The 23897-nt window shown below is 60.5% G+C and carries 25 protein-coding genes; 14 read left to right on the forward strand and 11 right to left on the reverse strand.

Annotated features, from left to right (window positions below; genetic code table 11):
- The first annotated feature begins 40 nt into the window (after positions 1 to 40).
- A complete protein-coding gene (locus O9X91_RS00695; RefSeq protein ID WP_077982873.1) occupies positions 41 to 460 on the forward strand; it encodes a hypothetical protein in 420 nt (139 codons plus the stop codon).
- Positions 461 to 612: 152 nt separating this feature from the next.
- Positions 613 to 1059, forward strand: a complete 447-nt coding sequence (locus tag O9X91_RS00700) for a DoxX family protein (protein ID WP_142912818.1) — start codon at positions 613 to 615, stop codon at positions 1057 to 1059.
- Between the two features lie 58 nt (positions 1060 to 1117).
- Here O9X91_RS00700 and hisG read toward each other — a convergent pair whose 3' ends face one another.
- Genes hisG through hisS form a run of 4 tightly spaced genes read right to left on the reverse strand, consistent with a single transcriptional unit; the run spans position 1118 to position 4847 of the window.
- On the reverse strand, positions 1118 to 1810 hold the full coding sequence (gene hisG, locus O9X91_RS00705) for an ATP phosphoribosyltransferase (RefSeq protein WP_137409830.1): 693 nt from the start codon (positions 1808 to 1810) through the stop codon (positions 1118 to 1120).
- The gene (locus tag O9X91_RS00710; protein ID WP_269826025.1) at positions 1807 to 2934 is read right to left on the reverse strand and encodes an ATP phosphoribosyltransferase regulatory subunit; all 1128 of its coding nucleotides are present in this window, start codon (positions 2932 to 2934) and stop codon (positions 1807 to 1809) included. The genes hisG and O9X91_RS00710 overlap by 4 nt, the downstream gene beginning before the upstream one ends.
- Before the next feature lie 16 nt (positions 2935 to 2950).
- On the reverse strand, positions 2951 to 3319 hold the full coding sequence (locus O9X91_RS00715; protein ID WP_077983307.1) for a VOC family protein: 369 nt from the start codon (positions 3317 to 3319) through the stop codon (positions 2951 to 2953).
- Positions 3320 to 3323: 4 nt separating this feature from the next.
- Complete coding sequence (gene hisS / locus O9X91_RS00720; protein ID WP_269826026.1) at positions 3324 to 4847, reverse strand: histidine--tRNA ligase; 1524 nt, start codon at positions 4845 to 4847, stop codon at positions 3324 to 3326.
- 236 nt (positions 4848 to 5083) lie between these two features.
- On the opposite strand from hisS, the gene relB reads away from it, so the two are divergent.
- From relB to O9X91_RS00735, 3 genes are read left to right on the forward strand one after another with little or no spacing between them, the layout of a single operon-like run.
- A complete protein-coding gene (gene relB / locus O9X91_RS00725; protein WP_077983309.1) occupies positions 5084 to 5311 on the forward strand; it encodes a type II toxin-antitoxin system RelB family antitoxin in 228 nt (75 codons plus the stop codon).
- The gene (locus O9X91_RS00730) at positions 5295 to 5564 is read left to right on the forward strand and encodes a type II toxin-antitoxin system RelE family toxin (protein ID WP_269826027.1); all 270 of its coding nucleotides are present in this window, start codon (positions 5295 to 5297) and stop codon (positions 5562 to 5564) included. The genes relB and O9X91_RS00730 overlap by 17 nt, the downstream gene beginning before the upstream one ends.
- 6 nt (positions 5565 to 5570) lie before the next feature.
- Positions 5571 to 6335, forward strand: coding sequence for a hypothetical protein (locus O9X91_RS00735; RefSeq protein ID WP_142912815.1), 765 nt, complete (start codon positions 5571 to 5573; stop codon positions 6333 to 6335).
- Positions 6336 to 6360: 25 nt separating this feature from the next.
- On the opposite strand, the gene O9X91_RS00740 is transcribed toward O9X91_RS00735, so the two are convergent.
- Positions 6361 to 7278: a LysR substrate-binding domain-containing protein gene (locus O9X91_RS00740; protein WP_269826028.1), complete on the reverse strand. Its 918-nt coding sequence runs from the start codon at positions 7276 to 7278 to the stop codon at positions 6361 to 6363.
- A gap of 81 nt (positions 7279 to 7359) precedes the next feature.
- On the opposite strand from O9X91_RS00740, the gene O9X91_RS00745 reads away from it, so the two are divergent.
- The gene (locus O9X91_RS00745) at positions 7360 to 8403 is read left to right on the forward strand and encodes a YeiH family protein (RefSeq protein WP_089153242.1); all 1044 of its coding nucleotides are present in this window, start codon (positions 7360 to 7362) and stop codon (positions 8401 to 8403) included.
- A 15-nt stretch (positions 8404 to 8418) separates the two neighbouring features.
- Here the strand turns inward: O9X91_RS00745 and O9X91_RS00750 are convergent, their stop codons facing one another.
- Both O9X91_RS00750 and O9X91_RS00755 read right to left on the reverse strand, forming a co-directional pair.
- The gene (locus tag O9X91_RS00750) at positions 8419 to 8862 is read right to left on the reverse strand and encodes a hypothetical protein (RefSeq protein WP_269826029.1); all 444 of its coding nucleotides are present in this window, start codon (positions 8860 to 8862) and stop codon (positions 8419 to 8421) included.
- Positions 8859 to 9488, reverse strand: coding sequence for a DNA-3-methyladenine glycosylase I (locus O9X91_RS00755; protein WP_142912812.1), 630 nt, complete (start codon positions 9486 to 9488; stop codon positions 8859 to 8861). Before O9X91_RS00755 ends, O9X91_RS00750 begins: the two co-directional genes overlap by 4 nt.
- Positions 9489 to 9723: 235 nt before the next feature.
- Here O9X91_RS00755 and O9X91_RS00760 point away from each other — a divergent pair, with 235 nt between their 5' ends.
- Together O9X91_RS00760 and O9X91_RS00765 are read left to right on the forward strand one after the other, a co-directional pair.
- On the forward strand, positions 9724 to 10500 hold the full coding sequence (locus tag O9X91_RS00760) for a L,D-transpeptidase (protein ID WP_269833339.1): 777 nt from the start codon (positions 9724 to 9726) through the stop codon (positions 10498 to 10500).
- A gap of 263 nt (positions 10501 to 10763) precedes the next feature.
- Positions 10764 to 11423, forward strand: a complete 660-nt coding sequence (locus tag O9X91_RS00765; protein WP_142912811.1) for an outer membrane beta-barrel protein — start codon at positions 10764 to 10766, stop codon at positions 11421 to 11423.
- 209 nt (positions 11424 to 11632) lie between these two features.
- Here the strand turns inward: O9X91_RS00765 and glcF are convergent, their stop codons facing one another.
- The 3 genes from glcF to O9X91_RS00780 all read right to left on the reverse strand — a co-directional run bounded on the left by glcF (position 11633) and on the right by O9X91_RS00780 (position 15830).
- Complete coding sequence (gene glcF, locus O9X91_RS00770; protein ID WP_191217038.1) at positions 11633 to 12934, reverse strand: glycolate oxidase subunit GlcF; 1302 nt, start codon at positions 12932 to 12934, stop codon at positions 11633 to 11635.
- Between the two features lie 3 nt (positions 12935 to 12937).
- Positions 12938 to 14152, reverse strand: coding sequence for an FAD-binding protein (locus tag O9X91_RS00775; protein WP_269826032.1), 1215 nt, complete (start codon positions 14150 to 14152; stop codon positions 12938 to 12940).
- A 244-nt stretch (positions 14153 to 14396) separates the two neighbouring features.
- The gene (locus O9X91_RS00780; protein WP_137409819.1) at positions 14397 to 15830 is read right to left on the reverse strand and encodes an FAD-linked oxidase C-terminal domain-containing protein; all 1434 of its coding nucleotides are present in this window, start codon (positions 15828 to 15830) and stop codon (positions 14397 to 14399) included.
- 110 nt (positions 15831 to 15940) lie between these two features.
- Between O9X91_RS00780 and O9X91_RS00785 the strand changes: the two genes are divergently transcribed.
- A complete protein-coding gene (locus O9X91_RS00785; protein WP_077983323.1) occupies positions 15941 to 16840 on the forward strand; it encodes a LysR family transcriptional regulator in 900 nt (299 codons plus the stop codon).
- A gap of 10 nt (positions 16841 to 16850) precedes the next feature.
- Here O9X91_RS00785 and O9X91_RS00790 read toward each other — a convergent pair whose 3' ends face one another.
- On the reverse strand, positions 16851 to 18125 hold the full coding sequence (locus O9X91_RS00790) for a DUF3422 family protein (RefSeq protein ID WP_191217040.1): 1275 nt from the start codon (positions 18123 to 18125) through the stop codon (positions 16851 to 16853).
- Between the two features lie 395 nt (positions 18126 to 18520).
- Here O9X91_RS00790 and O9X91_RS00795 point away from each other — a divergent pair, with 395 nt between their 5' ends.
- From O9X91_RS00795 to O9X91_RS00815, 5 genes are all read left to right on the forward strand, one after another.
- Positions 18521 to 19294 carry a FadR/GntR family transcriptional regulator gene (locus tag O9X91_RS00795; RefSeq protein ID WP_142912806.1) on the forward strand — a complete coding sequence of 258 codons (774 nt, stop codon included), beginning with the start codon at positions 18521 to 18523 and terminating at the stop codon, positions 19292 to 19294.
- Positions 19295 to 19394: 100 nt separating this feature from the next.
- A complete protein-coding gene (locus O9X91_RS00800) occupies positions 19395 to 20741 on the forward strand; it encodes a glycosyltransferase family 4 protein (RefSeq protein WP_162520476.1) in 1347 nt (448 codons plus the stop codon).
- Entirely contained in the window at positions 20738 to 21508 is a 771-nt protein-coding gene (locus O9X91_RS00805) for an HAD-IIB family hydrolase (RefSeq protein ID WP_142912805.1), read from the forward strand. The genes O9X91_RS00800 and O9X91_RS00805 overlap by 4 nt, the downstream gene beginning before the upstream one ends.
- Before the next feature lie 275 nt (positions 21509 to 21783).
- Positions 21784 to 22224, forward strand: coding sequence for an NUDIX hydrolase (locus tag O9X91_RS00810; protein ID WP_162520475.1), 441 nt, complete (start codon positions 21784 to 21786; stop codon positions 22222 to 22224).
- A 162-nt stretch (positions 22225 to 22386) separates the two neighbouring features.
- Positions 22387 to 23892 carry an inorganic phosphate transporter gene (locus tag O9X91_RS00815; RefSeq protein ID WP_269834266.1) on the forward strand — a complete coding sequence of 502 codons (1506 nt, stop codon included), beginning with the start codon at positions 22387 to 22389 and terminating at the stop codon, positions 23890 to 23892.
- The last annotated feature ends 5 nt before the right edge of the window (positions 23893 to 23897 follow it).

Genomic DNA, 23897 nt, shown 5'->3' on the forward strand with positions numbered 1-23897 from the left:
AAGCGGCGGTGCTGGCACGTGTTCATGCGGGGGGCGCGATTTGTTTGAAATATCAAGACGCAACGATGCTCTGCCTGCGGCGGTAACAACCACGCCCGATCCCCGGACCCTGTCGCATTTCTTCATGTCGGAGGAGTGGAGCAGCGATCTTTCGAGCGGCGTCATCCGGCTCGGCGAACATGCGTCATTTATGCACGGCCTGCCGCCGGGCGAGTGCGGATTGCTCAGCCTTGTCCGCTGTTACGACCGCGCAGACCACGCCCGCGTGCTGGAACTTTTCGAGCAGGTTTCCACCGCACCCTCACGTTTCTGTTTTTCAACCGGCCTTTCCATCTTGCCGGCGATGCGGCAGCCGGTCATCTGCATGGGTGAATCTTCCGGCTTCGAAAAAGGCCAGCAAGGGCGCATAACCGGACTTTTCCTGTTTCCGCGCTTTGAGGATATTCGCTTCGCCGCCTGAACATAATCCGGATAGACACCCGAGACCGTTCACAAAATGAAGACGATTTGTCTTCTATTGTTCATCTTTATGGGTGGATGATTTTCGGTCATTGATATCTCCAGACATTGCAGTTCAACCGGCGACACGCCGATTATTTACCGGAGATATCCATGTCCACCAGCCAGAACGTTCTCGTTCTCATCGCCCGTCTTCTGCTTTCCTTCATCTTCATCACCTCGGGCTTCAGCAAGCTCGTCGATCCGGCCGGCACGGCCGGCATGATCACCGGCGCCGGCCTGCCCGCCGCAACCGCGCTTGCCTATATTGCAGGCCTGTTCGAACTCGTCGCCGGCCTTGCCATTCTCGCTGGTTTCCAGACCAAGATCGCGGCCTGGGCGCTTGCCGTTTTCTGCATCTTCACCGGTCTGGTTTTCCACAGCGGCACCGTTGCCGTTCCTGGCTGGCCTGAGCCGGCTCTTGGCTGGATCAACACGCTGAACGGCATCATGATGGTCAAGAACATCACCCTTGCCGGCGCTTACATCCTGCTTGCCGCCTTCGGCGCTGGCGCCTATTCCGTCGACGCCAAGCGCGGCGCGGCTGTCGCCCACGCATAAGCCAAATCGATTGCCAATAAAAAGCCGCCGGATCGCTCCGGCGGCTTTTTTTACGTCATCAGACCGCAGCCCTGATGCGCGAGACGATTTCCTGAACCGCCGCATCGCCTTCATGGTCGGGCTTGCGGGCACGCACGAAGCAGGCTTCCGAACGGACGATGATGCCGTCCGAGAGGATTTTCAGGTGGTTGGCCTTCAGCGTCGAACCGGTTGAAGTAATATCGACGATGATATCCGCCTGCCCCGCCGCCGGCGCACCCTCGGTCGCGCCGAGGCTTTCAACGATACGATACAGCTGAATGCCGTGCTGGCGCGAAAAGAACTGCTGCGTCAGCCGCCAATATTTGGTGGCAATGGCGAGCCTTCGGCCATGACGGGCGCGGAATTCGGACGCCACATCGCCAAGATCGGCCATGCTGTCCACATCGAGCCAGATCTCAGGCACGGCGACAACGACATCCGCATGACCGAAACCGAGACGGGCGCAGAATTCCACCTGCGCGTCGGCATTGGTCAGCCCCTCGCGTACAAGGTCCTCACCCGTCACGCCGAAATCCACCGTGCCAGCGCCGATCTCGCGGGCGATCTCGGAGGCTGAGAGATAGGCGATCTCGATATCGTCGCGCCCTTCGATGCGGCCGCGATAGGAGCGGTCGTTACCGACCGACGCAACCTTCAACCCGGCGCGTTCCAGAACGGCGGACGCGTCTTCCTTCATCCGGCCCTTGGAGGGCAATGCGATGGTGATCATGGCTTGTCGCTCCCGCGCACCGTCTCGATGCGATCCAGCCAGAGCGAGAAGCCCACGGCCGGTATTTTTTCCTGTGCGCCGAGAAGCGTGAGCAGCCGGTCGTAACGGCCGCCGCCCGCCAGCACGCTGTCGCTGCCAGCCTCCACCACCTCGAAAACAAGGCCGGTATAATAATCGAGCGGGCGGCCAAAGGCAGCGCCATAGGTGACGGTTTCAAGATCGACACCGGCATTGGCAAGGGCCGCAACGCGTTTATCGAAAGCGGAAAGCGCGCCGTCCAGCTTCAGTTTGGCCTTGGCGGCAAAATCGCCAAGGACCTGCGAGGCCCGAGGCAAAGGCGCCTGCAAGGCGAGGAACTGTTTCAGCAACTCGAAACTCTCATCCGGCAGGCGCGTCGCCGCAAGCGCGAGCTTCTCCCGCAGACGGCGGGCAATTTCGAGCGGTGAGCGGCTGGCATTGGTGGAATAGCCGGTTTCCTGCATCACCGTGTCGAGATAATCGACCAGCACCGCCTCGTCGCCCGTCGCCAGAAGGCCGGCGACCCGCGCGTCGAGGCCGGTCATTGGCTTCGGATGCACAAGGCTTTCCAGCAGCGCGTCCAGCTGCGCCATATCGCCGAAAGCCTGCACCAGCCGCTTCTGCCAGCCAAGCGGCAGGCCAAGGGCGGCAACCACCGCCTCGAATACCTGCTGGTCACCCAGCGTGACGGCGAGCGCCCGGCCCGGCAGCAGGCGCTGCAGAATGCCGGTGGCGTCGATGACAGCGCGGGCATCGGCGGCGGCGATATCGGTATCGCCGAGATCCTCGATGCCGGCCTGATAGAACTCGCTTGCACCTTCACGGCGCTGGCGGAAGACCTCACCCACATAGGAATAACGCTTCGGCGTACCGGTCGCCGTCTCGATATGGCGCAGGCAGACGGGGATGGTGAATTCGGGGCGCAGGCAGAGGCTTGTCCCCGTCTCGCTCTCCGTCATGAAGATACGGCGGCGCAAATCCTCGCCGGCCATATCCAGAAACGGTTCGGCGGGCTGGATGACGGGCGTGTTCACGCGGCTCGTGCGGCGCGCGGCGAATTCTTCCAGTAGCTCTCCGGCAAATTCCGGCATGTCGATCAGGGGCATGGAACGGTACTTTTCGTCACGGTTCGAGCGGCTGCATCATTTCGATGCGGTTTCCGAAGGGATCATGGACATAAAACCGGTGATACCCTTCCAGCGGCTCATCCTCAACCACATGGCAGCCTGCTGTTTCAAGTGTTTTTCGCAAGCTTGCCAGATCATCGACCAGAAGGGCCGGATGGGCTTTCTTCGCCGGGCGGAAATCCTGCTCGACGCCGAGATGCAGTTTTATCGGGCCGCAGGTGAACCAGCACCCGCCGCGCGCGGCCAGATTGGCGGGCTTTGCCTGCTCCGCAAAACCAAGCAGGCCGCCGTAAAACCGGCGCGCTTCTTCTTCGCGGCCCGCCGGCATTGCCAGTTGAACATGGTCGAGCGCAAGGATCGCCATGGCTTCAGCGCCCTTCGGCGGCGCGGCGAACGTCCTCTGCCTGATGCTCCAGAATCTCGCGGACCTTCGCGACCAGCTCGGCTTCCGGCACGCTGACCTGCGCCACCCGCGCCTCGCGCCAGCTGGCATTGTCCTCGATCTCGCCGGAAAGGCGCTTGCCTTCGATCAGATCCTTGATCTGCACCACACCCTCGGCGCGCTCGTCACCGCCCTGAATGATGGCGATGGGGGAGCCGAGACGGTCGGCATATTTCAGCTGGTTGCCGAATTTCTTCCAGTTACCCTGATACATTTCGGCGCGGATGCCCTCGGCGCGCAGCGCCTGGGTAAAGCGCTGGTAACGGCCCATGCTCTCCACATCGCCATCCATGACCGTGACGAGCACCGGGGCGAGCGGCTTGACCTGTCCGAGCTTGCCGAGGTTCTTCAGCGCCGTCATCAGGCGTGAAACGCCGATGGAGATGCCAGTAGCCGGAACCGGCTGGCCCATGAAACGCGAAACGAGACCATCGTAACGACCGCCACCGCCGACCGAGCCGAACACGACCTTTTCGCCCTTTTCATTGGTGACGTCGAAAGTCAGCTCAGCCTCAAAGACCGAACCCGTATAATATTCGAGGCCTCGAACGACGGAGGGGTCGATCTTGATGCGTGTCGCATCATAACCGGCACTGGAGACCAGAGCGCCGATGGTGTTGAGTTCATCAACGCCTTCCTCGCCCTTCGCCGTACCCGCAACCAGTTTTGCAAGATCATCGGCACTATCGGCATAATTCGTGATACCGACGAAAAACAGAACCTTTTCGATCTGCTCGTCACCGAGGCCCGCACCCTTGGTGAAATCACCCGACTCATCCTTGCGGCCGGGACCGAGCAGCAGCTTCACGCCCTCCGGGCCGAACTTGTCGAGTTTGTCGATGGCGCGCAGCACGTTGAGACGACGACCGGCATTGTCCTCACCCCCGAGGCCGATCGCTTCCATGACGCCGTCGAGCACCTTGCGGTTGTTGACGCGGATGACATAGTCGCCGCGGCTGATGCCGAGCGCTTCCATCGTATCGGCCATCATCATGCACATTTCGGCATCGGCCTGCACGCCGGAGGCGCCCACCGTATCGGCATCGAACTGCATGAACTGCCGGAAGCGGCCGGGGCCTGGCTTTTCATTGCGGAAGACATAACCGGCGCGATAGGTGCGGTAAGGCAGCTGGATTTCGTTGAAATTCTCAGCGACATGACGGGCGAGCGGTGCGGTCAGGTCGTAGCGCAGGCTCATCCATTGGTCGTCGTCATCCTGTAGCGAAAACACGCCTTCGTTCGGACGGTCGCTATCGGGCAGGAATTTTCCGAGCGCATCGGTATATTCGAACAGAGGGGTCTCGATCGGATCGAAACCGTAAAGCTCGTAGACCTTGCGGATTTTCTCGATCATCTCATTGGTGGCATGGATATCGGCAGCAGAACGATCCACGAAGCCGCGCGGCAGGCGGGCTTTCAGTTTCTGAGGCTTTTTTGCTTTTTCGCTCATGATGCCGATCCGATATTTTCCTGAAATTATGCCGGTGTTAAAGCGCGCCGCGCTTTAATTTCTGTTTTTGCGCATGTCTTTATACCAAAATCGCTGCGCACTTTTGGGAGACATGCTTTAGAGGATGAAGCCCGGTGCGGCAAGCCGCAAAGGCTGTGGTTCTGCTGGCCCCGCAAGGCAAGTGATGATATATGGGATACGTGTATCCCACTTCGGATCGTAAAGGACCTGCCCCCATGAGCAAACAGACGGCCATCCGCCTGCCTGATGAGACCTATGAGCGGCTGAAGGCCCTGTCTGAGCGCACGGGCCGCACATCCGCTTACTATATCCGCGAGGCGATCGAGAAGCATATCGAGGATATGGAAGACCTCTATCTTGCCGAAGAGGCGACGCGCCGCATTCAGAACGGTGAATCGAAGGTAATAAGCGCCGAGGAGTTCTGGCGTGATCTGGACAATTGAATATCACACGCTTGTCCAGAAAGAGATGCGCAAAATAAACCCGGAAGTGCGCCGGCGTATCCGCAGCTTTCTCCATGAAAGGCTGGCGGCGCTGGACGACCCGCGCCAAACCGGCGTGGCCCTACAGGGTTCCGAACTCGGAAATTTCTGGCGTTACCGGGTGGGCGATTACCGCATCATCTGCGATATACAGGACCACAAGCTGGTCGTTCTGGTGGTCGAAATCGGCCATCGTCGTGAAATTTACCGTTAGGCATTCATGATCCTCGAAGCCCTGCAATATGCCGCCACCCGCGCGGTCACGCCGAAAGAATTCCGGCCGCATGTCCGCTATTCCGTCAACCTCTGGGCGCGCGCCAATCGGTGCGCGAAAGCCTGGGCGGAGCATGAGAACAACAGCCGGCAATTCGTGCTGCAAGCGGCGAGAAAGCTGAAGCAGCGACGGACGGCAGTCGTTCTGGGTTCCGGCCTGTTGCGGGATGTGCCCCACGATGCGCTGGTAGCGATGTTCGATACCGTCGTTCTGGTCGATCTGGTGCATCTTGCCAGCGTCCAGGCGAAGCTGCGGCTGAACGCCAAAAAGAATGTCCGCATCGCCAATCGCGATCTCTCCGGCTTCGATGATCTCCTGGCGGGCCGGACGGCGGAACCGCTCGATTTCCTGCGGCGAGTGCCCTATCTCGATTTCGTCGTCTCGGCCAACCTCCTGTCGCAGCTCGGCACGGGCGCGCAGCATCGGCTGGAGCGGGAGAAAATCGCGACTGTGCCGGACGATCTCCTGCCAAAGCTCATCCATACGCATGTCGATGCACTGGCCGGCCTGCCCTGCAAGGTCTGCCTTGTGACGGATACAGCCTTCGATGTCATCGGCAAGGATGGAAGCGTGCAGCAGCATGAAGACCTGCTGCATGGCATCGAGATTGCCGCGCCTGCTGCTGCATGGGACTGGCCGCTAGCCCCCTTCGGGGAGGAAAGCAGGGATTATCGCATCGTGCATCATGTCATTGCGCGGGAAATGACGTGAGCGTCACGCGCCTTGCGCCTGCGGCCTACAATCCCGCAAGTCCCGCCTTATAATCCTCCGACGCCGCCCGGCTGAGACGCTCCAGCTCCATCGCAGCGCGGCTGGTATGGCGCTCCTTGTGGCGCAGCAGGGCAAAATTGCGTGCCGGCAGATCGATACCGGCGCGGACCAGCATGCCCTGTCGCAGGAAAAGCGACGCGACGGAAGCGGAGACGGCGGTGGCCGCGCCGCCGGAGCGGGCAGCCATCACCACGGCCTCGTTGGATGGCAATTCCAGCATGACGGAGAGCTCACCCGGATCCACACCCATCTGCCGCACCGCCGCCTCAAAGGCGGAACGGGTACCGGAGCCCTGCTCACGCAGCACCCAGGATGTGCCGTAAAGCATATCAAGTGCTGTGAGATAACGGCCATCGGCAAAGGGGTGGGCCGAACCGGTGACGACCAGCAGCTTGTCCGACACGACCGGCTGCACCATCAGTGCCGGCTCATCGATCTTGCCTTCGATGAACCCGACCTCCGCCAGACCTTCCAGCACCGCCTCCGTCACCGTCTTGGTATTACCGATATCAAGCCGCACGGTCACGCCGGGATAGAGTTTCTTGAACTGTATCAGGATTGGCGGCAGCCAGTAGCTGGCAATCGTCTGGCTGGCGCAGACGGTAATTTCGCCGCGCGTCAGCCCGCCCATCTCAGAGAGGATCAATTCGGCATTGCGCACGCGCGCCAGCGTCGCCTTTGCTTCGCCCAGAAACGCCCGGCCGCTTTCGGTCAACTCGATGTTGCGGCCGACGCGATGGAACAGCTCGACATTATAAAAGGCCTCGAGATTCTTGATGGCGGAACTGACGGCGGACGCCGTGAGGCCGATGGCTTCGGCGGCGCGGGTCAGATGTTCGCGTTCGGCGACGGCGATGAAGATGCGGAGTTGTTCGAAGGTCATGGCGTTTCATTCGATTTTATCGAACGATATATGCCATATTATTTGATAGAATAAAACAGGCGACTGCGGCATTGTCTGCCCATGGCACACCATCGCACCCTCGCTCACCCCTTTCAGTTTTCTCTCCGCTGGCTCAGCCCGCTTCTGCCGGGCATTCTCATCTGCGCGGCGGTCAGCTGTGCCGCCATTCTGGCGGAGCGTTTTCAGGTGCGGATTGCCGGTCACGCCTGGCTTGGCGATCTGGTTCTTGCCATCCTGATCGGCACGCTTTTGCGTTCGCTGGTGTCGCTGCCTTCAGTCGCTTCGGCGGGGATAAAGTTCAGTGCCAAGACCCTGCTTGAAATCGCCGTGGCGCTTCTCGGCGCATCCTTGAGCCTTTCCATTCTCAAAGGCGCTGGCGGCTTGCTGATCGGCGGCATCGCGCTGATCGTGGCGCTGTCGTTGGCTGTGAGCTACGCAGCCGGACGAATGCTGGGTCTACCGCCCAAACTCGCAACCCTTATCGCCTGCGGCAATTCCATCTGCGGCAATTCCGCCATTGCAGCTGCTGCGCCCGCCATCGGCGCCAAGCCTGAAGATGTCGCCGCCTCGATTGCTTTTACTGCCGTTCTCGGTGTCGCTGCCGTGCTTTTGATGCCGTTCCTGCCGCAGCTCCTCGGACTCGACGCCACCCAATATGGCATCTTCGCCGGGCTTACGGTCTATGCCGTGCCGCAGGTTCTGGCCGCCACCGCACCGCTAGGAGCCGTGGCCGTGCAGACGGGCACCATCGTCAAGCTCATCCGCGTGCTGATGCTGGGGCCTGTCATCGCCACTCTCTCCGTCATCCACGGCCAGTCCGGCAAGGGACGCCTGAAGCTGCAGCAGATGGTTCCGTGGTTCATCATCGGCTTCGTGCTGATGATCATGGCGCGCTCCTTCGGCCTCATCCCCGAGGTCCTGCTTTCCCCCGTCGCCTCGCTCTCCAACATCCTCACCATCATGTCGATGGCGGCTCTGGGACTATCCGTCGATATTCGCAGCCTTCGCCATGCCGGTGGCAAGGTCATCATTGCCGCCAGCCTGTCGCTCGTGCTGCTGGGTGTTCTGAGTTTCGGTCTGATCATGCTGACCCAGGCCGCCTGAGCAAAAGGCGGGGCGTTATTTTCCGGTGCTGATCGTCAAGGTGTAGTGCGCGCCGAGCCCACGGCGCGGCGATCCCAGGATCAGCGTCGGGCGGATCAGCCATTCCGTATCCGCCTTGGGCGTCAGGGTTGCAGTTTTCCCTTGGGAATCGCTGAAGAAGATCGCGTCCTCATCCGGCGTCGAAAAATCAAAGACCGCCATCAGCACGAATTCGCTGGAAGCTGCAAGCTCGATCTTCACCGTCTGCCCGGCCTTCACCTTCATGCGATAGACATCGCCACGCCCACGCCGTGTCCAGCCGTCCAGCGTCAGCGGTCCCTCCGGCGGCAGGACTACTTCCCTCAGCCTTTCACCGTCATCGAGCCAGATACCGTCGACATTGCGGCCTTCCGCGAAGGAGGCATGCGGCAGGGCGGCGACTGCCAGGGTGAGAGCCAGAAGAAGGGAGGTTACCTTCATGGACGTACAAACTCCCGCCGCATGGCCTCAATCGGCTGGCGGCAATGACAGCCTTCGATATGGTCGTTGACCATACCCATGGCCTGCATGAATGCATAGACGGTCGTCGGGCCGACAAAGGTCCAGCCCCGGTTCTTCAAATCCTTGGAAAGGCGGACGGAGGCGGCGCTGGTGGGGTTGGCCCTTAAAGTCGCATAGTCCAGCCTTTGCGGCCTTTCTGCGGCGGCCGGTTCGAAACCCCAGAAATAACGGGCGAGCGAACCGAATTCATCACGCAGCGCCATGGCGCGGCGGGCATTGTTGATGGTCGAAACGATCTTGCCGCGATGGCGGATGATGCCCTTGTCGGCAAGGCAGCGCTCGATATCGGCGTCACCGAATTCCGCCACCTTTTCGAATTCGAAATTGGCGAAAGCGAGACGGAAAGCCTCGCGCTTGCGCAGAACGGTCAGCCAGGAAAGGCCGGACTGGAAACCTTCCAGGCAAATCTTCTCGAAAAGGCGGCGATCGTCGGTGACGGGATAGCCCCATTCCTCGTCGTGGTAACGGCTGTAATCCGCAAGTCCCTGCTGCCAGAAACACCGCACGAGGCCATCCGCGCCCGTTTCAAGTCCCGCTTCATTCATTCCGCAATCACCCTTCTCACTCCAGCCCGCGACCGGTTCAGACCGCGCACTTACCACTCATTCACCACGTTTCAAAACCGGGTGCTAACCTTAAATACAGCTTTCCCTAATCAAGCGCTTTTTAATGAGCCGCCATTTACGATTCGCTGGCGTCGAGGTGCGAACCTGTCCGTCAAAGCGGGCGAACAGCCCCGCAAATCCATAGTTGCGACATCCCGCAGAGAGAGTCCACCCGATGACGATGAAGTCCGTTTTTCTGGCGCTGAGCCTCGTTTCCACCTTTGCCGTTCCGGCCGCCATGGCCAATGAGCGTTATCGCGAGCGTCCGCCCATTGTCGTCAGCCCCGATCTTTCCGCCCCCTGGGTCACCCAGCTCGGCGGTCGCGGCAATGTTCGCCCCGTGGTTTATCCGCACGCCCCTGCCGCACGCCAGCCGTTCTTCCAGCGGCGTCAGGCCGCCATGCCGCAGCGCCCCAGCTCCGGCGTCACATCGCAGCGCCCGGCAAGGGTGCAGAATGCCGCAGTACGCCCCAACGCGCCGGTGCGCACCCAGATCGCACCGCAATTCCTGCCGCAGATCGTCACCTATACGACCAGTGAAAAACCCGGGACCATCGTCATCGATACGCCGAACCGTTTCCTTTATCTCGTTCTCGCCGATGGCAAGGCCCGGCGGTACGGCGTCGGTGTCGGCAAGCCCGGTTTCGAATGGGCAGGCACCCACAAGGTGACCCGCAAGGCGGAATGGCCGAGCTGGACCCCGCCGAAGGAAATGATCACCCGCGAGGCGAGGAAGGGACATTACCTGCCGGCCTTCATGGAAGGCGGCCCGGCGAACCCGATGGGCGCCCGCGCCATGTATCTCGGCTCGACGCTTTACCGCATCCACGGCACCAACCAACCCTGGACAATCGGCAGCAACAATTCCTCCGGCTGCATCCGCATGCGCAACGAGGACGTCACCGATCTCTATGAACGCGTGAATGTGGGCACCAAGGTCATAGTGATATGATGGCAACGGCACCGCTAATACGTAGGCTTATATTCGGCGTGGCGGCGCATCGCGCTTGAATTGACGTCCCGCAGCGGTACAATCGGCGCTAGATTGATTGAAGGAGACTTGGCGGGGGACGCCAGGCGCCGGACCTCTCTCACAAAGATGACGGAACGGCCTTGAAACGGGTGGTCAACTGACCGCCCGTTTTTCGTTTCTGTCATTCAAATGTTATAAAAAAACGGTTTGGTGAATTACTGATATCAATCTGGATTCACTTCATGCCGCGCCATACTTCATTTGTTTGCGCCCTGCTCTTCAGCGGCGTTTCCTTCTCTGCCGCAATCGCGGGCGAATTTGAAATTTCCGGTTATGGCGGCTGGCAAAGCGCGCCGCACAGCGATGTGACGGTTTCCGACGGGCCTGATTTCCGGGCCGGGTGGGAAGGCAAGTCGTTTTCCAATCCACCCTATTGGGGCGTGCGCGGCACCTACTGGTTCGATGAGGGCCAGCTCAGGAATTTCGGCATCTCGCTCGATTTCACCCATGACAAGGTCTATGCCGACGACGAGACGCTTGCCCGTTCCGGCTGGTCGCATTTCGAATTCACCGACGGCCTGAACCTTTTGACGCTGAATGCGCTCTATCGCTTCCCGCTGGAATCCCTGCCGATCACCCCTTATGTGGGTGCCGGCGTCGGCATCAACGTGCCGCATGTGGAAGTGTATCGCCCGTCAGGCAGGACCTTCGAATACCAGTTCGGCGGCGCAACCCTGCAGGCGCAGGCCGGCCTCAGCTACCGCATCACCGACAACTGGTCGACCTTCGTGGAATATAAGGGCACCTATTCCTTTATCGACGTCGATATCGACAATGGCGGCTCGTTGAAGACCGATATCATCACCAATGCGGTGAATTTCGGCGTGGCGTATAAGTTCTAGCTCTCTTCCGTCATTCATGTGCTTGTCACAGGAATCCAGCCGACGCGCGTCTGCGCGGCGGGGAGAGTCCTTCAAGCCCAAGACTTGGGCTGGCTGGATCCCTGTGACAAGCACAGGGATGAGGAGAGAACAAAGAAAACCCTCACGACCCAATCTTTGCGGCACACGTCATGGCGCGCTGGATCACTGCCTTATCGGCACACGGCGTTCTAAACCGAAAGCCTCGCCGGTTTCGGCCCGCCATAGGCCCAGTCCAGCAGCTCCACCGTGTGCAGGATCGGCATATCCGTGCCGGTTCCGATCTGCGTGATGCAGCCGATATTGCCTGTGGCGATGACATCCGCCTTTGTGGCTTCGATATTTTTCACCTTGCGCGCCTTGAGTTTGCTGGAAATTTCCGGCTGCAGGATGTTGTAGGTTCCGGCCGAGCCGCAGCACAGATGTCCTTCCGCCGGGTCACGCACGGTAAAACCTGCCGCTTTCAAGAGCTGTTTCGGCGCCAGCGTGATCTTCTGGCCATGCTGCATGGAGCAGGCGGAATGATAGGCCACCGTCAGACCCTGGTTCTGCTTTTGCGGCAGATCGAGGGTGGCGAGATATTCGGTGATGTCCTTCGCCAAAGCCGAGACCCGCGCGGCTTTTTCGGCATAGGCCGGATCGAGCCGCAGCATATGGCCGTAATCCTTGATGGTGGTGCCGCAGCCGGAAGCGGTGATGATGATGGCGTCGAGACCGCCGCGTTCCATCTCGCGCGTCCAGACGTCAACGTTGCGCCTTGCGGAGGTGAGCGCCTCTTCCTCGCGCCCCATATGATGCACGAGAGAACCGCAGCAGCCCTCCCCCTTCGGCACCACGACCTCAATGCCGAGCCGCGCCAGCAGGCGCAACGTCGCCTCGTTGATGCCGGGATCGAGCACCGGCTGGGCGCAGCCGGTGAGGATTGCCACGCGTCCACGTTTCTCGCCTTCGGCCGGCCGCTCTCCCGGACGGGTCGATGCGGAGGCCGCAGGCACGGCGACGGGGGCGAGAGCGAGCATGGATTGCAGCGGCTTCAGCGCCGGAACCTTGGCAAGCAGACCGGAGAAAGGCCGCGCCAGCCGGGCCAGATGCAGGGCCAGCCGGAAACGGGCTGGATGGGGCAGGACGGCAACCAGAAGATTACGGATCAGCCGATCCCTGAAGGGGCGCTTGTATGTCTGTTCGATATGGGCGCGAGCATGATCGACCAGATGCATGTAATCCACGCCGGAGGGACAGGTGGTGGTGCAGGCAAGGCAGGAAAGACAGCGGTCGATATGGGTGACGACCTCGCGGTCGGCCGGGCGACTGTTTTCCAGCATGTCCTTGATGAGGTAGATGCGGCCGCGCGGACTGTCCAGCTCGTTGCCGAGCGTGACATAGGTGGGACAGGTGGCGGTGCAGAAGCCGCAATGCACACATTTGCGCAGGATTTTTTCGGATTCCGCCACATGCGGATCGGCCAGTTGTTCTGATGTGAATGATGTTTGCATGGTTCAGACGGCCCCTTCCATCGTTACGGCCATCTTGCCGGGATTGAAGATGCCCGCCGGATCGAGCTTCTCCCTGATACGCGCAGAAAGCAGCGCTTCCGCCGCCGGGCGCGGTTCGAAGGCCGCGACCGTGGCGCGCGCCGCATCACTTGCCCTCACCAAAGTCGCGTGGCCGCCGCCAAGCGCCCGGATCGCGCCCCGCAGCAAATCCGCCTCGGGGTCCGCCTCCATCTGCATCCAGACAAGGCCGCCCTGCCAGTCGTAAAAGGCGTCTATGCCCGCCTCCATGCGCAGCGCCGCAACAAGCTGATGCCCCACCGAAGGCGCGACCGATACTTTCCACAAGGGCTTCGCCGCCCGCCCGGCATAGGGTGCGACATCGCGCACCTGACGCCACAAAAGCCTGCTCTCCTCGGCCTCCAGCAGCGCCCACGGCCCGACCCGGTCCATGACGGAAAGGAGTTTGGCCGTGCGCGCCTCCACCGAAGCCGCAAGGCCTTCCAGACGCAGGATGGTCGCCGGGCCGTCCGGCAATCCGCCATCGATGAAACGGGAACGAACGCTTTCCGGCAGATGCGCCGCGCCGGAAACCTCGACGCTCATCGCCATCGCCGCCGCCATGATGCGCGTCGCCGCTTCATCGTCGAGACCGGAAACGACGACGGTTTTTTCCACCGGTGGTTTCGGCAGCACGCGGAATGTGACTTCGGTGAGGAAACCGAGCGTGCCGAAAGACCCAGCCAGGAATTTCGAAAGATCGAGCCCGGTGACATTCTTCATCACCCGGCCGCCGGCCTTGATGACCTCACCGCTGCCATTGACGAAACGGATACCCAGCAGGCTGTCGCGGGCCGCACCGGCCACATAACGGCGCGGGCCGGAAACATTGGCGGCGAAGACGCCACCAATGGTCGGCTCACCCTCGGTGCCCATGATCGGGCGGTGATCCATCGGCTCGAAGGCCATCATCTGACGGTTTTCAGTGAGAGCCGCCTCGACGGTGGCGAGCGGGGTGCCGGCCTTGACGGTCATGACCATTTCGGCGGGCAGATAGGAAACGATGCCGTTCATCGCGCGGGAAGAGAGTGCTTCATCTGCCGTGACAGCATTGCCGAAACCGGAGCGGGTGTTGCCGCCGATGATTTTCAGTGCGGATTTTCGCGCGGCGTGGTCGCGGATGATGTCGGCGACCTGGGTTTCTGCATAGGGGGTCAGCATGGGGTGGCGGGCTCCGGGCATGGGATAGCGACGTTTGTGTGGGAAACACTGCGCTCGGAGCAAGAGACAGCCCCCTCTGCCCTGCCGGGCATCTCCCCCTCAAGGGGGGAGATCGACAAGCGGATGGCACCCTGCCAATGAAACGAGCGAGGGCGGCATATCGATCTCCCCCCTTGAGGGGGAGATGCCCGGCAGGGCAGAGGGGGGTAAGCCACACTCTCCAACGTCAAAAATCCCACACCCATCATCCCCTCCCCTCCAGCGGAAACACCTTGGAAGGGTTCATCAGCCAGTCCTCATCGAAAGCCGCGCGCACCGCCATCTGCTGGGCAAGATCGGCCTCGCCATACTGGTGGCGCATCAAATCCCGTTTCTCGATACCGACACCATGTTCGCCGGTGAGACAACCGCCGGCATCGACGCAGAGCTTCAATATTTCATTGCCTGCCTCTTCCGCACGGGCTGCGTCCTCCGGATCGTTGGCGTTGAACAGGATGAGCGGGTGCATGTTGCCATCGCCGGCATGGAAGACATTGGCGACGCGCAGGCCGAGCCGGTCGGTGATTTCGCTTGTCTTTTTCAATACATAAGAAAGTTGCGAAAGCGGCACCGTTCCATCCATGCAGATATAATCCGCGATGCGGCCGGTCGCGCCGAAGGCGGATTTGCGGCCTTTCCAGATTGCCGCCGCTTCCATCGCCGACTGGCATTCCTTCACCGTCTTCACGCCATGTTTTCGGGCAATCGCCACGATGTCAGCCAGCATGGCATCCATTTCCGCCTCGGAGCCTTCGACCTCGACGATCAGCAGCGCGCCGACATCCAGCGGATAGCCCGCTTTGGCGAAGGCCTCGCAGATTTCGATGGCCGGCTTGTCCATGAATTCGATGGCGACCGGGATGATGCCCGCCCCGATGATATCGGCCACGCAGGAACCGGCCTCCTCGGACGTCTCGAAGCCGAACAGCACCGGTCGCGCGCCTTCCGGCCTGGCGATCAGCCGCACCGTCGCTTCCGTGACGATACCGAGCTGACCTTCCGAGCCGCAGACGAGGGCGAGCAGATCGTAGCCGGCCGCATCGAGGTGCTTGCCGCCCAGTTCCAGCACTGTGCCATCGACAAGCACCATTTTCACGCCAAGCAGATTATTGGTGGTGACGCCGTATTTCAGGCAATGCGCGCCGCCGGAATTCATGCCGATATTGCCGCCGATGGTGCAGGCAAGCTGCGAGCTGGGGTCCGGCGCGTAAAAGAAACCTTCAGCACCTGCCGCATCGGAAATGGAAAGATTGGTGACGCCCGCCTGCACCCGCGCTGTACGGTTATAAAAATCCAGTTCGAGGATCGAGGCCATCTTGGAAAGGCCGACCACCACCGCATCCTCTTGCGGGATCGCCCCGCCGGAGAGCGAGGTGCCAGCCCCGCGCGGCACAACCGGTATGCCGTAACGGTGACAATATGTCATCACCGCCGCCACCTCCTCCGTCGTTTTCGGTAACGCCACGGCCAGCGGCAGGCGGCGATAGGAGACGAAGGCGTCGGTTTCGAAAGGCACGAGTTCGCGCGGTTCGTGCACAAGACAATCCGCCGGCAGAATATCCTTGAGGTCCGCTATGATGCGGTCACGCCCCGCGACGACTTTCGCGCGCGGCTCCAGAAACTTGATCGGCTGCGTCACCGCCCCTCCTCCATGCCATCTTACCAACTGGTATTCTTTCTTTACCACTTTGAAACGACGCAATCAAATGTTATGGATTTTTTCCATTCTGGAAACAATCGAGGGCAACTATGACGAATCTGGGCGATCTGGAAGTCTTCGCAAGCGTTGCCGCCTCCGGCAGCATGTCGTTGGCCGCAAGGGAGCTCGGTTATTCGCCCGCCGTCATTTCCAAGCGCATCAAGCGGCTGGAAGAAAAGCTGGGCGCACGGCTTTTCCAGCGCACCACGCGGCAAATCTCTTTGACCGAAGCGGGACAGGGCTTTTACGAGCGGGTGCTTGCCGTGCTGGAAGGGCTGGAGGAGGCCGAGGATTTCGTGTCCGGCCGCGCCAATACGGTCAACGGCACACTGAAGGTTTCCGCGCCGACCTCCTTCGGGCGCATGCATATCGCGCCGCATCTGAAGGGTTTCATGGAGCGGCATCCGGATCTTTCGGTCAATCTGGTGCTGAGCGACGAATTCATCGACATCATCGAGGGTGGTTACGATCTGGCGATCCGTATCGCCGATCTCAATTCCTCCAGCCTCGTGGCTCGCAGGCTGGCGCCTGTGCGTCGCATGCTTTGCGCGTCAGCGGACTATGTGGCTGCCCACGGTATGCCGACAACAATCGAGGACTTGAAGAAGCACCGCTGCCTGCCTGCCCATAATAACGATGTCTGGCGGCTGGAGGGACCGAGCGGCGCGATGAGCATTCGCCCGGAGGGGATGCTTATCACCAATTCCAGCGAGGTGATCCGCGAGGCGGTGATATCAGGGCTCGGCATTGCGCTGCGCTCCACCTGGGATATCGGCCATGAATTGCGCAGCGGCAAGCTGGTGCAGGTTCTGCCGGGTTATGAGGGATCGCGAAACGTCACGCTCTCGGCGGTTTATCCGAGCCGGCAGTTCCTGCCTGCCAAGGTGCGGCTGTTCATCGACTATCTCGCCGGGCTTTATGGGCCTTCACCCTATTGGGAGCAGGGCTGACATCCTGATTTCAATGCCCGCCCTCGGCATGGGAGCGGCGGATGCGGCGCACCACCCACCAGACGCCAAGCACTGCGAAGGGAACGGAAATGCCGGTGACGACGGTCGGGTCGACCGGCAGCACGTCATGGCTGACTGCCTTGGTGAGATAACCGATAAGGCCGACGACATAATAGGAGATGGCGGCGACCGAGAGGCCTTCCACGGTCTGCTGCAGGCGAAGCTGCATGGCGGCGCGTTTGTTCATGGTGTTCAGCAACACCGTATTCTGCCGTTCCAGTTCCACATCGATCCAGCTTCGAACCAACGCCGTGGCGCGATAGAGCTTGCGCGACAGGTTGGCCTGCCGCTCCTCCACCGACTGGCAGGTGCGCATGGCGGGCGCCATGCGCCGTTCCAGAAAGCTACCCATGGTCTCATGGCCCTGTACCGGGGTTTCGGCGAGCGCCCGGATGCGTTCGCGCACGATGCCGTCATAGGCGCGGCTGGCGCCAAAACGATAGAGGCTGAGCGCGGCATTGGCCTCCAGCTCCGCGGCAAGCCGGGTCATTTCCGCCAAGAGCGCATCGGCCTCGTCGCGCGCACCGTTTTTCATGCGCTGGGTTATACCCGTCAAACCGTCCTCGATGCGGCGGATTTCCGGCGACAGCGTCTGCGCCATCGGCAGGCCGAGCATGGCAAGGGTGCGATAGGTCTCGATATCCAACAGCCGCTGCACCAGCGCACCGCGGCTGTAATCGCTGAGGCCCCGGTCGATCACCAATATCTGCGTCAGCCCGTCGCGATCCTGCCGGAAATCGGTGAGGATCGCCGCCTGACCGTCACGCACGTCACTGTGACAGAGGCTGGTCGGCTCGAAGATTGTCTCCGCCTGAGACGCCACGCCATTTTCCGGGCGGATTTCAAGCCGCACACCAGAGATCAGCGAGCCGGGCGGCGAAAAGCCGTCACCGAAGGGATCGCCGGCAATCTCGCCGCCGAATTTTTCCGGCGCGGGGCCATCCCAGAACCAGGTCGAAAATTCGGTATGCCGCTCCCAGCGCAAGGTGCCCTGCCCCCAGGGCATGGCATGGTGACGGGCATCGCGCTCCGGCGGCGCAACACCTCGGCTGCGCGACATTTCCGCGATGACCGAGTGATGCACGGCGGAACCGCCATCCATCATGAAGGCGAGCTGGACGATGATGCGCGAGGGTGCGAGAAGCACCGTCGGCCGCGCATGAACCTCCCCGAGCGCCAGCGATCTTTCCGGCGCGCTTGCGAAAGCAAATCTACCTTTGGCCATGGCAATATCGTCCCCGCCTGTTGCGCTGGTTTCATTGGAGCATTTCCAGGAAAAGTGGACCCCGGTTTTCCGTCCGGAAATGCGCAAAAATAAAGAGTTAGAATGTTTTCGCGATTCGAAGAAAAGCGAAAAAACTCTAAAACATCGATCACGATGAAAACACCGCAATCGACGCCGCTGTCATTGTTTTGATCCACCTGGCGGAAAAATCCGCCCTCGTCGCCCTGTCCTGCTGCTGCTTTAACAAAAGCCAATTCGAAAAGGCAGATGCCGTGTTGCCGCAGGCATGGCGCGGATGAGGCGCGGAACTGGATAGAATATTTGACCAGTGCGCTGCTTCGCTGATAATTTGCCCCATCGAAATACGGGGCGGGATTTCGCCGGAGACTTCTGCGATGGACGAAACGCTTTTTGCGCGCATCGAGCACAGCCGCACATCGCAGGAGGTGATCTTGCGTTTCGAGGAACTGATCCTCGATGGCATATTGCGGGACGGCGACAGGCTGCCCGGCGAGCGCGAACTGGCGCAACGCCTCGATGTCTCGCGGCCCATCCTGCGGGAAGCGCTGAAGGAGCTTGAGACCCGTGGCCTCCTTACCAGCCGGCATGGCGGCGGCACCTATGTCGCCGATATTGTCGGCCCGGTCTTTTCCGATCCCTTGAGCGCGCTGATCACCCGCCACAGCCGGGCGACGCGGGATTTCCTCGAATATCGCCGCTATATCGAAGGCATGACCGCCGAACTTGCCGCACAGCGGGCGACGGAACCGGACAGGCGCAACCTTGCCGCCATCGTAGACAGAATGCGGGAAGCGCATGAGGCGGGCCGTTTCGAAGAGGAGCTTGCGGGCGATGTAGAGTTTCACAACGCCATCGGCGAGGCGGCGCATAATATCGTGCTGATGCACACGTTACGGTCCTGCTACCGGCTTCTGAGCGACGACATCTTTTATAATCGCCATCTCATCTTCACCGTGTCCAGCGCCCATGATGAGGTGCTGAGACAGCATATCGCAATTCACGATGCGATCGCCGCCGGCGACCCGGCAGCGGCAAGGGCGGCGGCGGAGACCCATATCGACTTCATCGTGGAGACGACATCCAAGGCCCACCAGGCGCGGGAATGGGACCGAATTTCGCGTCTGAGGCAGCAGCAGCGCAGCGGTTGAAAACACTATCCGGCAAAATACGGCATCTTTTTTCAGTTTTTGATGGAACCTTTTGTGCCCTTCGGTCTTTTTATCGGGTTAATTGGAAAAATTTACCAAGATGGGACCCATGACGACCACGAGCGAAACTGAACGCTATCCGCGGATAGCTCTCATATCGACGCATGGCTATGTCGCCGCGCACCCGCCACTCGGCGCGGCGGACACCGGGGGGCAGGTTGTTTATGTGCTTGAGCTTGCACGCAAACTCGGACAGCTCGGTTATACTGTCGATCTTTACACCCGCCGTTTTGAAGACCAGCCGGAATTTGATGAGGTGGACGAGCGCGTCCGCGTGGTGCGCATTCCCTGCGGCGGCCGCGATTTCATTCCCAAGGAATACCTGCACCGCCACCTGATGGAGTGGTGCGAAAATGCGTTGCGTTTCATCAAGAAGAACGACCTGAATTATTCTTTCATCAACAGCCATTACTGGGATGCTGGTGTGGCGGGGCAGCGGCTCTCCGAAGCGCTGAAAATCCCGCATCTGCACACGCCGCATTCGCTCGGCATCTGGAAAAAGCGCCAGATGGAGACCGATTATCCGGAAAAGGCCGATACGTTCGAACTGGAATTCAACTTCAGGGAACGTATCCAGCACGAGCTGATCATCTATCGCAGCTGCGACATGGTAATCGCCACGACGCCGGTGCAGCTCGATGTTCTGATCGAGGATTATGGCCTGAAGCGCAAGCACATCCACATGATCCCGCCGGGTTATGATGACAACCGTTTCTTCCCAGTTTCCGATGCGACGCGGCAGATGATCCGCCAGCGCTTCGGTTTCGAGGGCAAGACGGTGCTGGCGCTTGGACGCCTCGCCACCAACAAGGGTTACGACCTGCTGATCGACGGTTTCTCCGTTCTTGCCGAGCGAGAACCGGAAGCCCGGCTGCATCTGGCGGTCGGCGGCGAGAATATGGACGAGCAGGAAACCACGATCCTCAACCAGCTGAAGGAGCGGGTGAGAGCGCTCGGTCTCGAAGACAAGGTGGCCTTTTCCGGCTACGTCACGGATGAGGACCTGCCGGACATTTATCGCGCCGCCGATCTCTTCGTGCTCTCAAGCCGTTATGAACCCTTTGGCATGACGGCGATCGAGGCGATGGCGAGCGGTACGCCCACCGTCGTCACCACCCATGGCGGATTGTTCCGGGCCATCAGCTATGGCCGCCATGCGCTGTTTGCCGATCCTTTCGACAAGGAAGACCTTGGCATCACCATGATGAAGCCGTTCAAACATGAGCGGCTTTACGGGCGGCTCTCCCGCATGGGGGCGCATAAGGCGCGCAGCCTGTTCACATGGACCGGCATCGCCCAGCAGCTTCTCGCCCTTGTGGAAGGCAGGACCATGATGCCGGTTCTGGAAGAAGCCGATTGGGCCGAACCATGGAATGATGGCGATTGAGACCGCTTCGCCTTTTTTCCACAGATCTCGACGGAACCGTCGTCGGCGATAACGACGCCACGCGCCGGTTCCGCGATTTCTGGTATTCGTTGCCGAACGGTCAACGTCCCCTTCTGGTTTTCAACAGCGGCAGGCTGATCGACGACCAGCTTGCGCTGCTCGAAGAGGTGCCACTGCCGCAGCCCGACTATATCATCGGCGGCGTCGGCACCATGCTGCACGCGAAAGAGCGTGGCGAGCTCGAAAGCGCCTATAAAACCTCTCTCGGCACCGGTTTCGATCCGCAGAGGATCATCGACGTGATGGCCGGCGTGCCTGGCGTGACGATGCAGGAGGAGCGCTATCAGCACGGCCTGAAATCCAGCTGGTTCCTGCATGGCGCTGATGATGCGGCGCTTGGCGAGATCGAAGCAGCGCTTGTGGCGGCCGATATCGATGCCCGCATCGTCTATTCCAGCGACCGCGATCTCGACATATTGCCAAAGGCCGCTGACAAGGGTGCGGCGCTTGCATGGTTATGTGGACAATTGCGCATCGGCCTCGACGAATCAGCGGTCGCGGGCGATACTGGCAATGATCGGGCGATGTTCGAACTGAATGATATTCGCGGCGTGATCGTGGGCAATGCATTGCCGGAGCTTGTCTCACTGGCGGGCCGCGGCAATCGCTTCTTCCAGGCGCGTGCGACGGAAGCCGATGGCGTGATCGAAGGTCTCCGACATTGGGGATTAAATCCCGACAGGCGCAATATCGGCAATTATTCATAGCGGTTTTGCGTTTCAGGACCTGAAAGCAGACAAAACCGCGATTGCCGCAATCGGCTGTTTGCCCGGGAAGCTGCCCGGTCGAAGCCCTGTTCGCACATCTTCCGTATTTTTTCCGGGCCTGCAGGCTTCATCAGCATGAAGACAGTAGTGGGTTATGGGTGATGAGGGATTGGCGGAATTTACGGAGTATCTATATTAGCAATTATCATTAGCGGGCAAAGAAGGACCTATTCGGATTGAAGATTTTGAATCGATTGGCGACAGATGTTGGCTTGATGTTGCGCAGACCGCCGCGACAGCAATATGCGGCACTGTGCTATCGATTGTCCAAGAAGAATCCGGGACCGGAAGTGTTGCTGCTGACCAGCCGGGATACGGGACGTTGGGTCATTCCCAAGGGCTGGCCTATGGCCAACAAGAAGGCCCATGCCGTGGCCGAGCAGGAAGCCTATGAGGAAGCCGGCGTCAAAGGCACGGTGGAAAAGGCGCCTTTCGGTTATTACGAATATGAGAAAAAGCTGAACAGCGGCGTCAATGTGCCGTGCAGGGTTCAGGTGCATCTGCTCGAAGTCTCGGAGATGCAGGAAAGCTTTCCCGAGAAGGAATCGAGGCGGCTGGAATGGGTCAGCCCCCAGGAGGCGGGAAAACGTGTCAACGAGCCGGAACTGAAAGCACTGATGCTCGCTTTCGACAAGCGGATGACGCATTCGAAATAGTGCGACCGCCCTTGACATGGCAATGAGCAGTTTGTTTTTCCAACCTGGCCTTTATCGTCTTTCCTTTTGGAAAGATGTGCGAGATGTAACAGTCTTTCTGTAAAATTGCCTTCAACCTGCGACGCTGCCGGACGAAAGGGAATGCTGGCAAACGAGGTGTGAATGGCAATCAAGCCGCCATTGAACATGAAACAAACGCTCGATAAGGATCTCGACAAGATTACCCGTGTCGAGGAAGCGACGCTGCACGTCACGCAGCAGCTCGCCGGCCTTGGCGCAGGGTTCATGTTCGTTGTTCTGGCGGCCATCTTCGCCGACGTCTTCGTCACCGGCACCGCGGGTTCGGTCATAATTATCGCCGCCGTCGCCATCGGCGCGTATATGGCGATCAACATCGGTGCGAACGACGTTACGAACAATGTCGGCCCGGCGGTGGGCGCCAAGGCCATGCCGCTTGCCGCCGCCCTCATCATCGCCGCCATCTGCGAGATTGCCGGGGCGCTTATAACTGGCGGCAACGTCGTCGAGACCATTTCCAGCGGCATCATCAACATCGGCACCATTCCCGACAGGACCGCCTTTTCATGGGCCATGCTCTCGGCGCTTCTCGCCGCCGGCCTTCTCGTCAATGTCTCGACATGGACAAGGGCGCCGATTTCCACCACCCATACGGTGGTGGGCGGGGTTGCGGGCGCTGGAATGGCGGCCTATGGAGCGAAGGCGGTCGACTGGCTTTCGCTCGGCAGCATCGCCTTCGCATGGGTGCTGGCACCCTTCATCAGCGCCATCATCGCCGTCGCCATCCTTGCTTTCATCAAGGAATTCATCATTTACCGCGAGGACAAGCTCGCCGCCGCCCGGCTGTGGGTACCGGTTCTCATCGGTTTGATGGCGGGCGTCTTCATGGCCTACCTCATCTGGGTCGGATTGCGGCAGCTGATGCATGTGTCGCTTGGCCATGCCAGCCTCATGGGGCTTGTGACCGGGCTCGTGGTCTGGCGGCTCTGCGTGCCGATCATCCGAAAACAATCGGAGGGATTGGAAAACCGCAACCAGTCGCTTCGGACGCTGTTCCAGTGGCCGCTGGTTCTCGCCGCCGGCCTGATGTCCTTCGCTCATGGGGCGAATGACGTTTCGAACGCCATCGGTCCGGTCGTGGCCATCGTGCGGGCCCTGCATGACGAGGCGGTGCAGACATCCGCCCGTGCGCCGCTATGGGTAATGCTGGTCGGCGCCTTCGGGCTTTCCTGCGGCATTCTTCTTTATGGCCCGCGCCTCATCCGCCTCGTCGGCGAGCAGATCACCAAGCTCAATCCGATGCGCGCCTTCTGCGTTTCCGTGGCCACGGCGCTCACCGTGCTCATTGCCTCGCGCTTCGGTCTGCCGGTCAGCACCACCCACACGGCAATCGGCGCGGTGTTCGGCGTTGGTTTCTTCCGCGAATGGTACACGCAATCGTCGCGGCGGCGACAGGAACTTGTTCAGGCTGGTGACGGTAGGCCCCGCCGATCCGAAAGATATGTCGACAATCCTTCCGAGATACGCCGCCGTTATCTCGTCCGCCGCTCCCACTTCATGACGATCATCGCCGCCTGGCTGGTCACCGTTCCTTCCAGTGCAACGCTTGCGGCGCTGCTCTACTGGCTCATGTCCTCTCTCTTTCTCTGAACCTG

The organism is Agrobacterium salinitolerans, from assembly GCF_027498475.1.
GTDB lineage: Bacteria > Pseudomonadota > Alphaproteobacteria > Rhizobiales > Rhizobiaceae > Agrobacterium > Agrobacterium salinitolerans.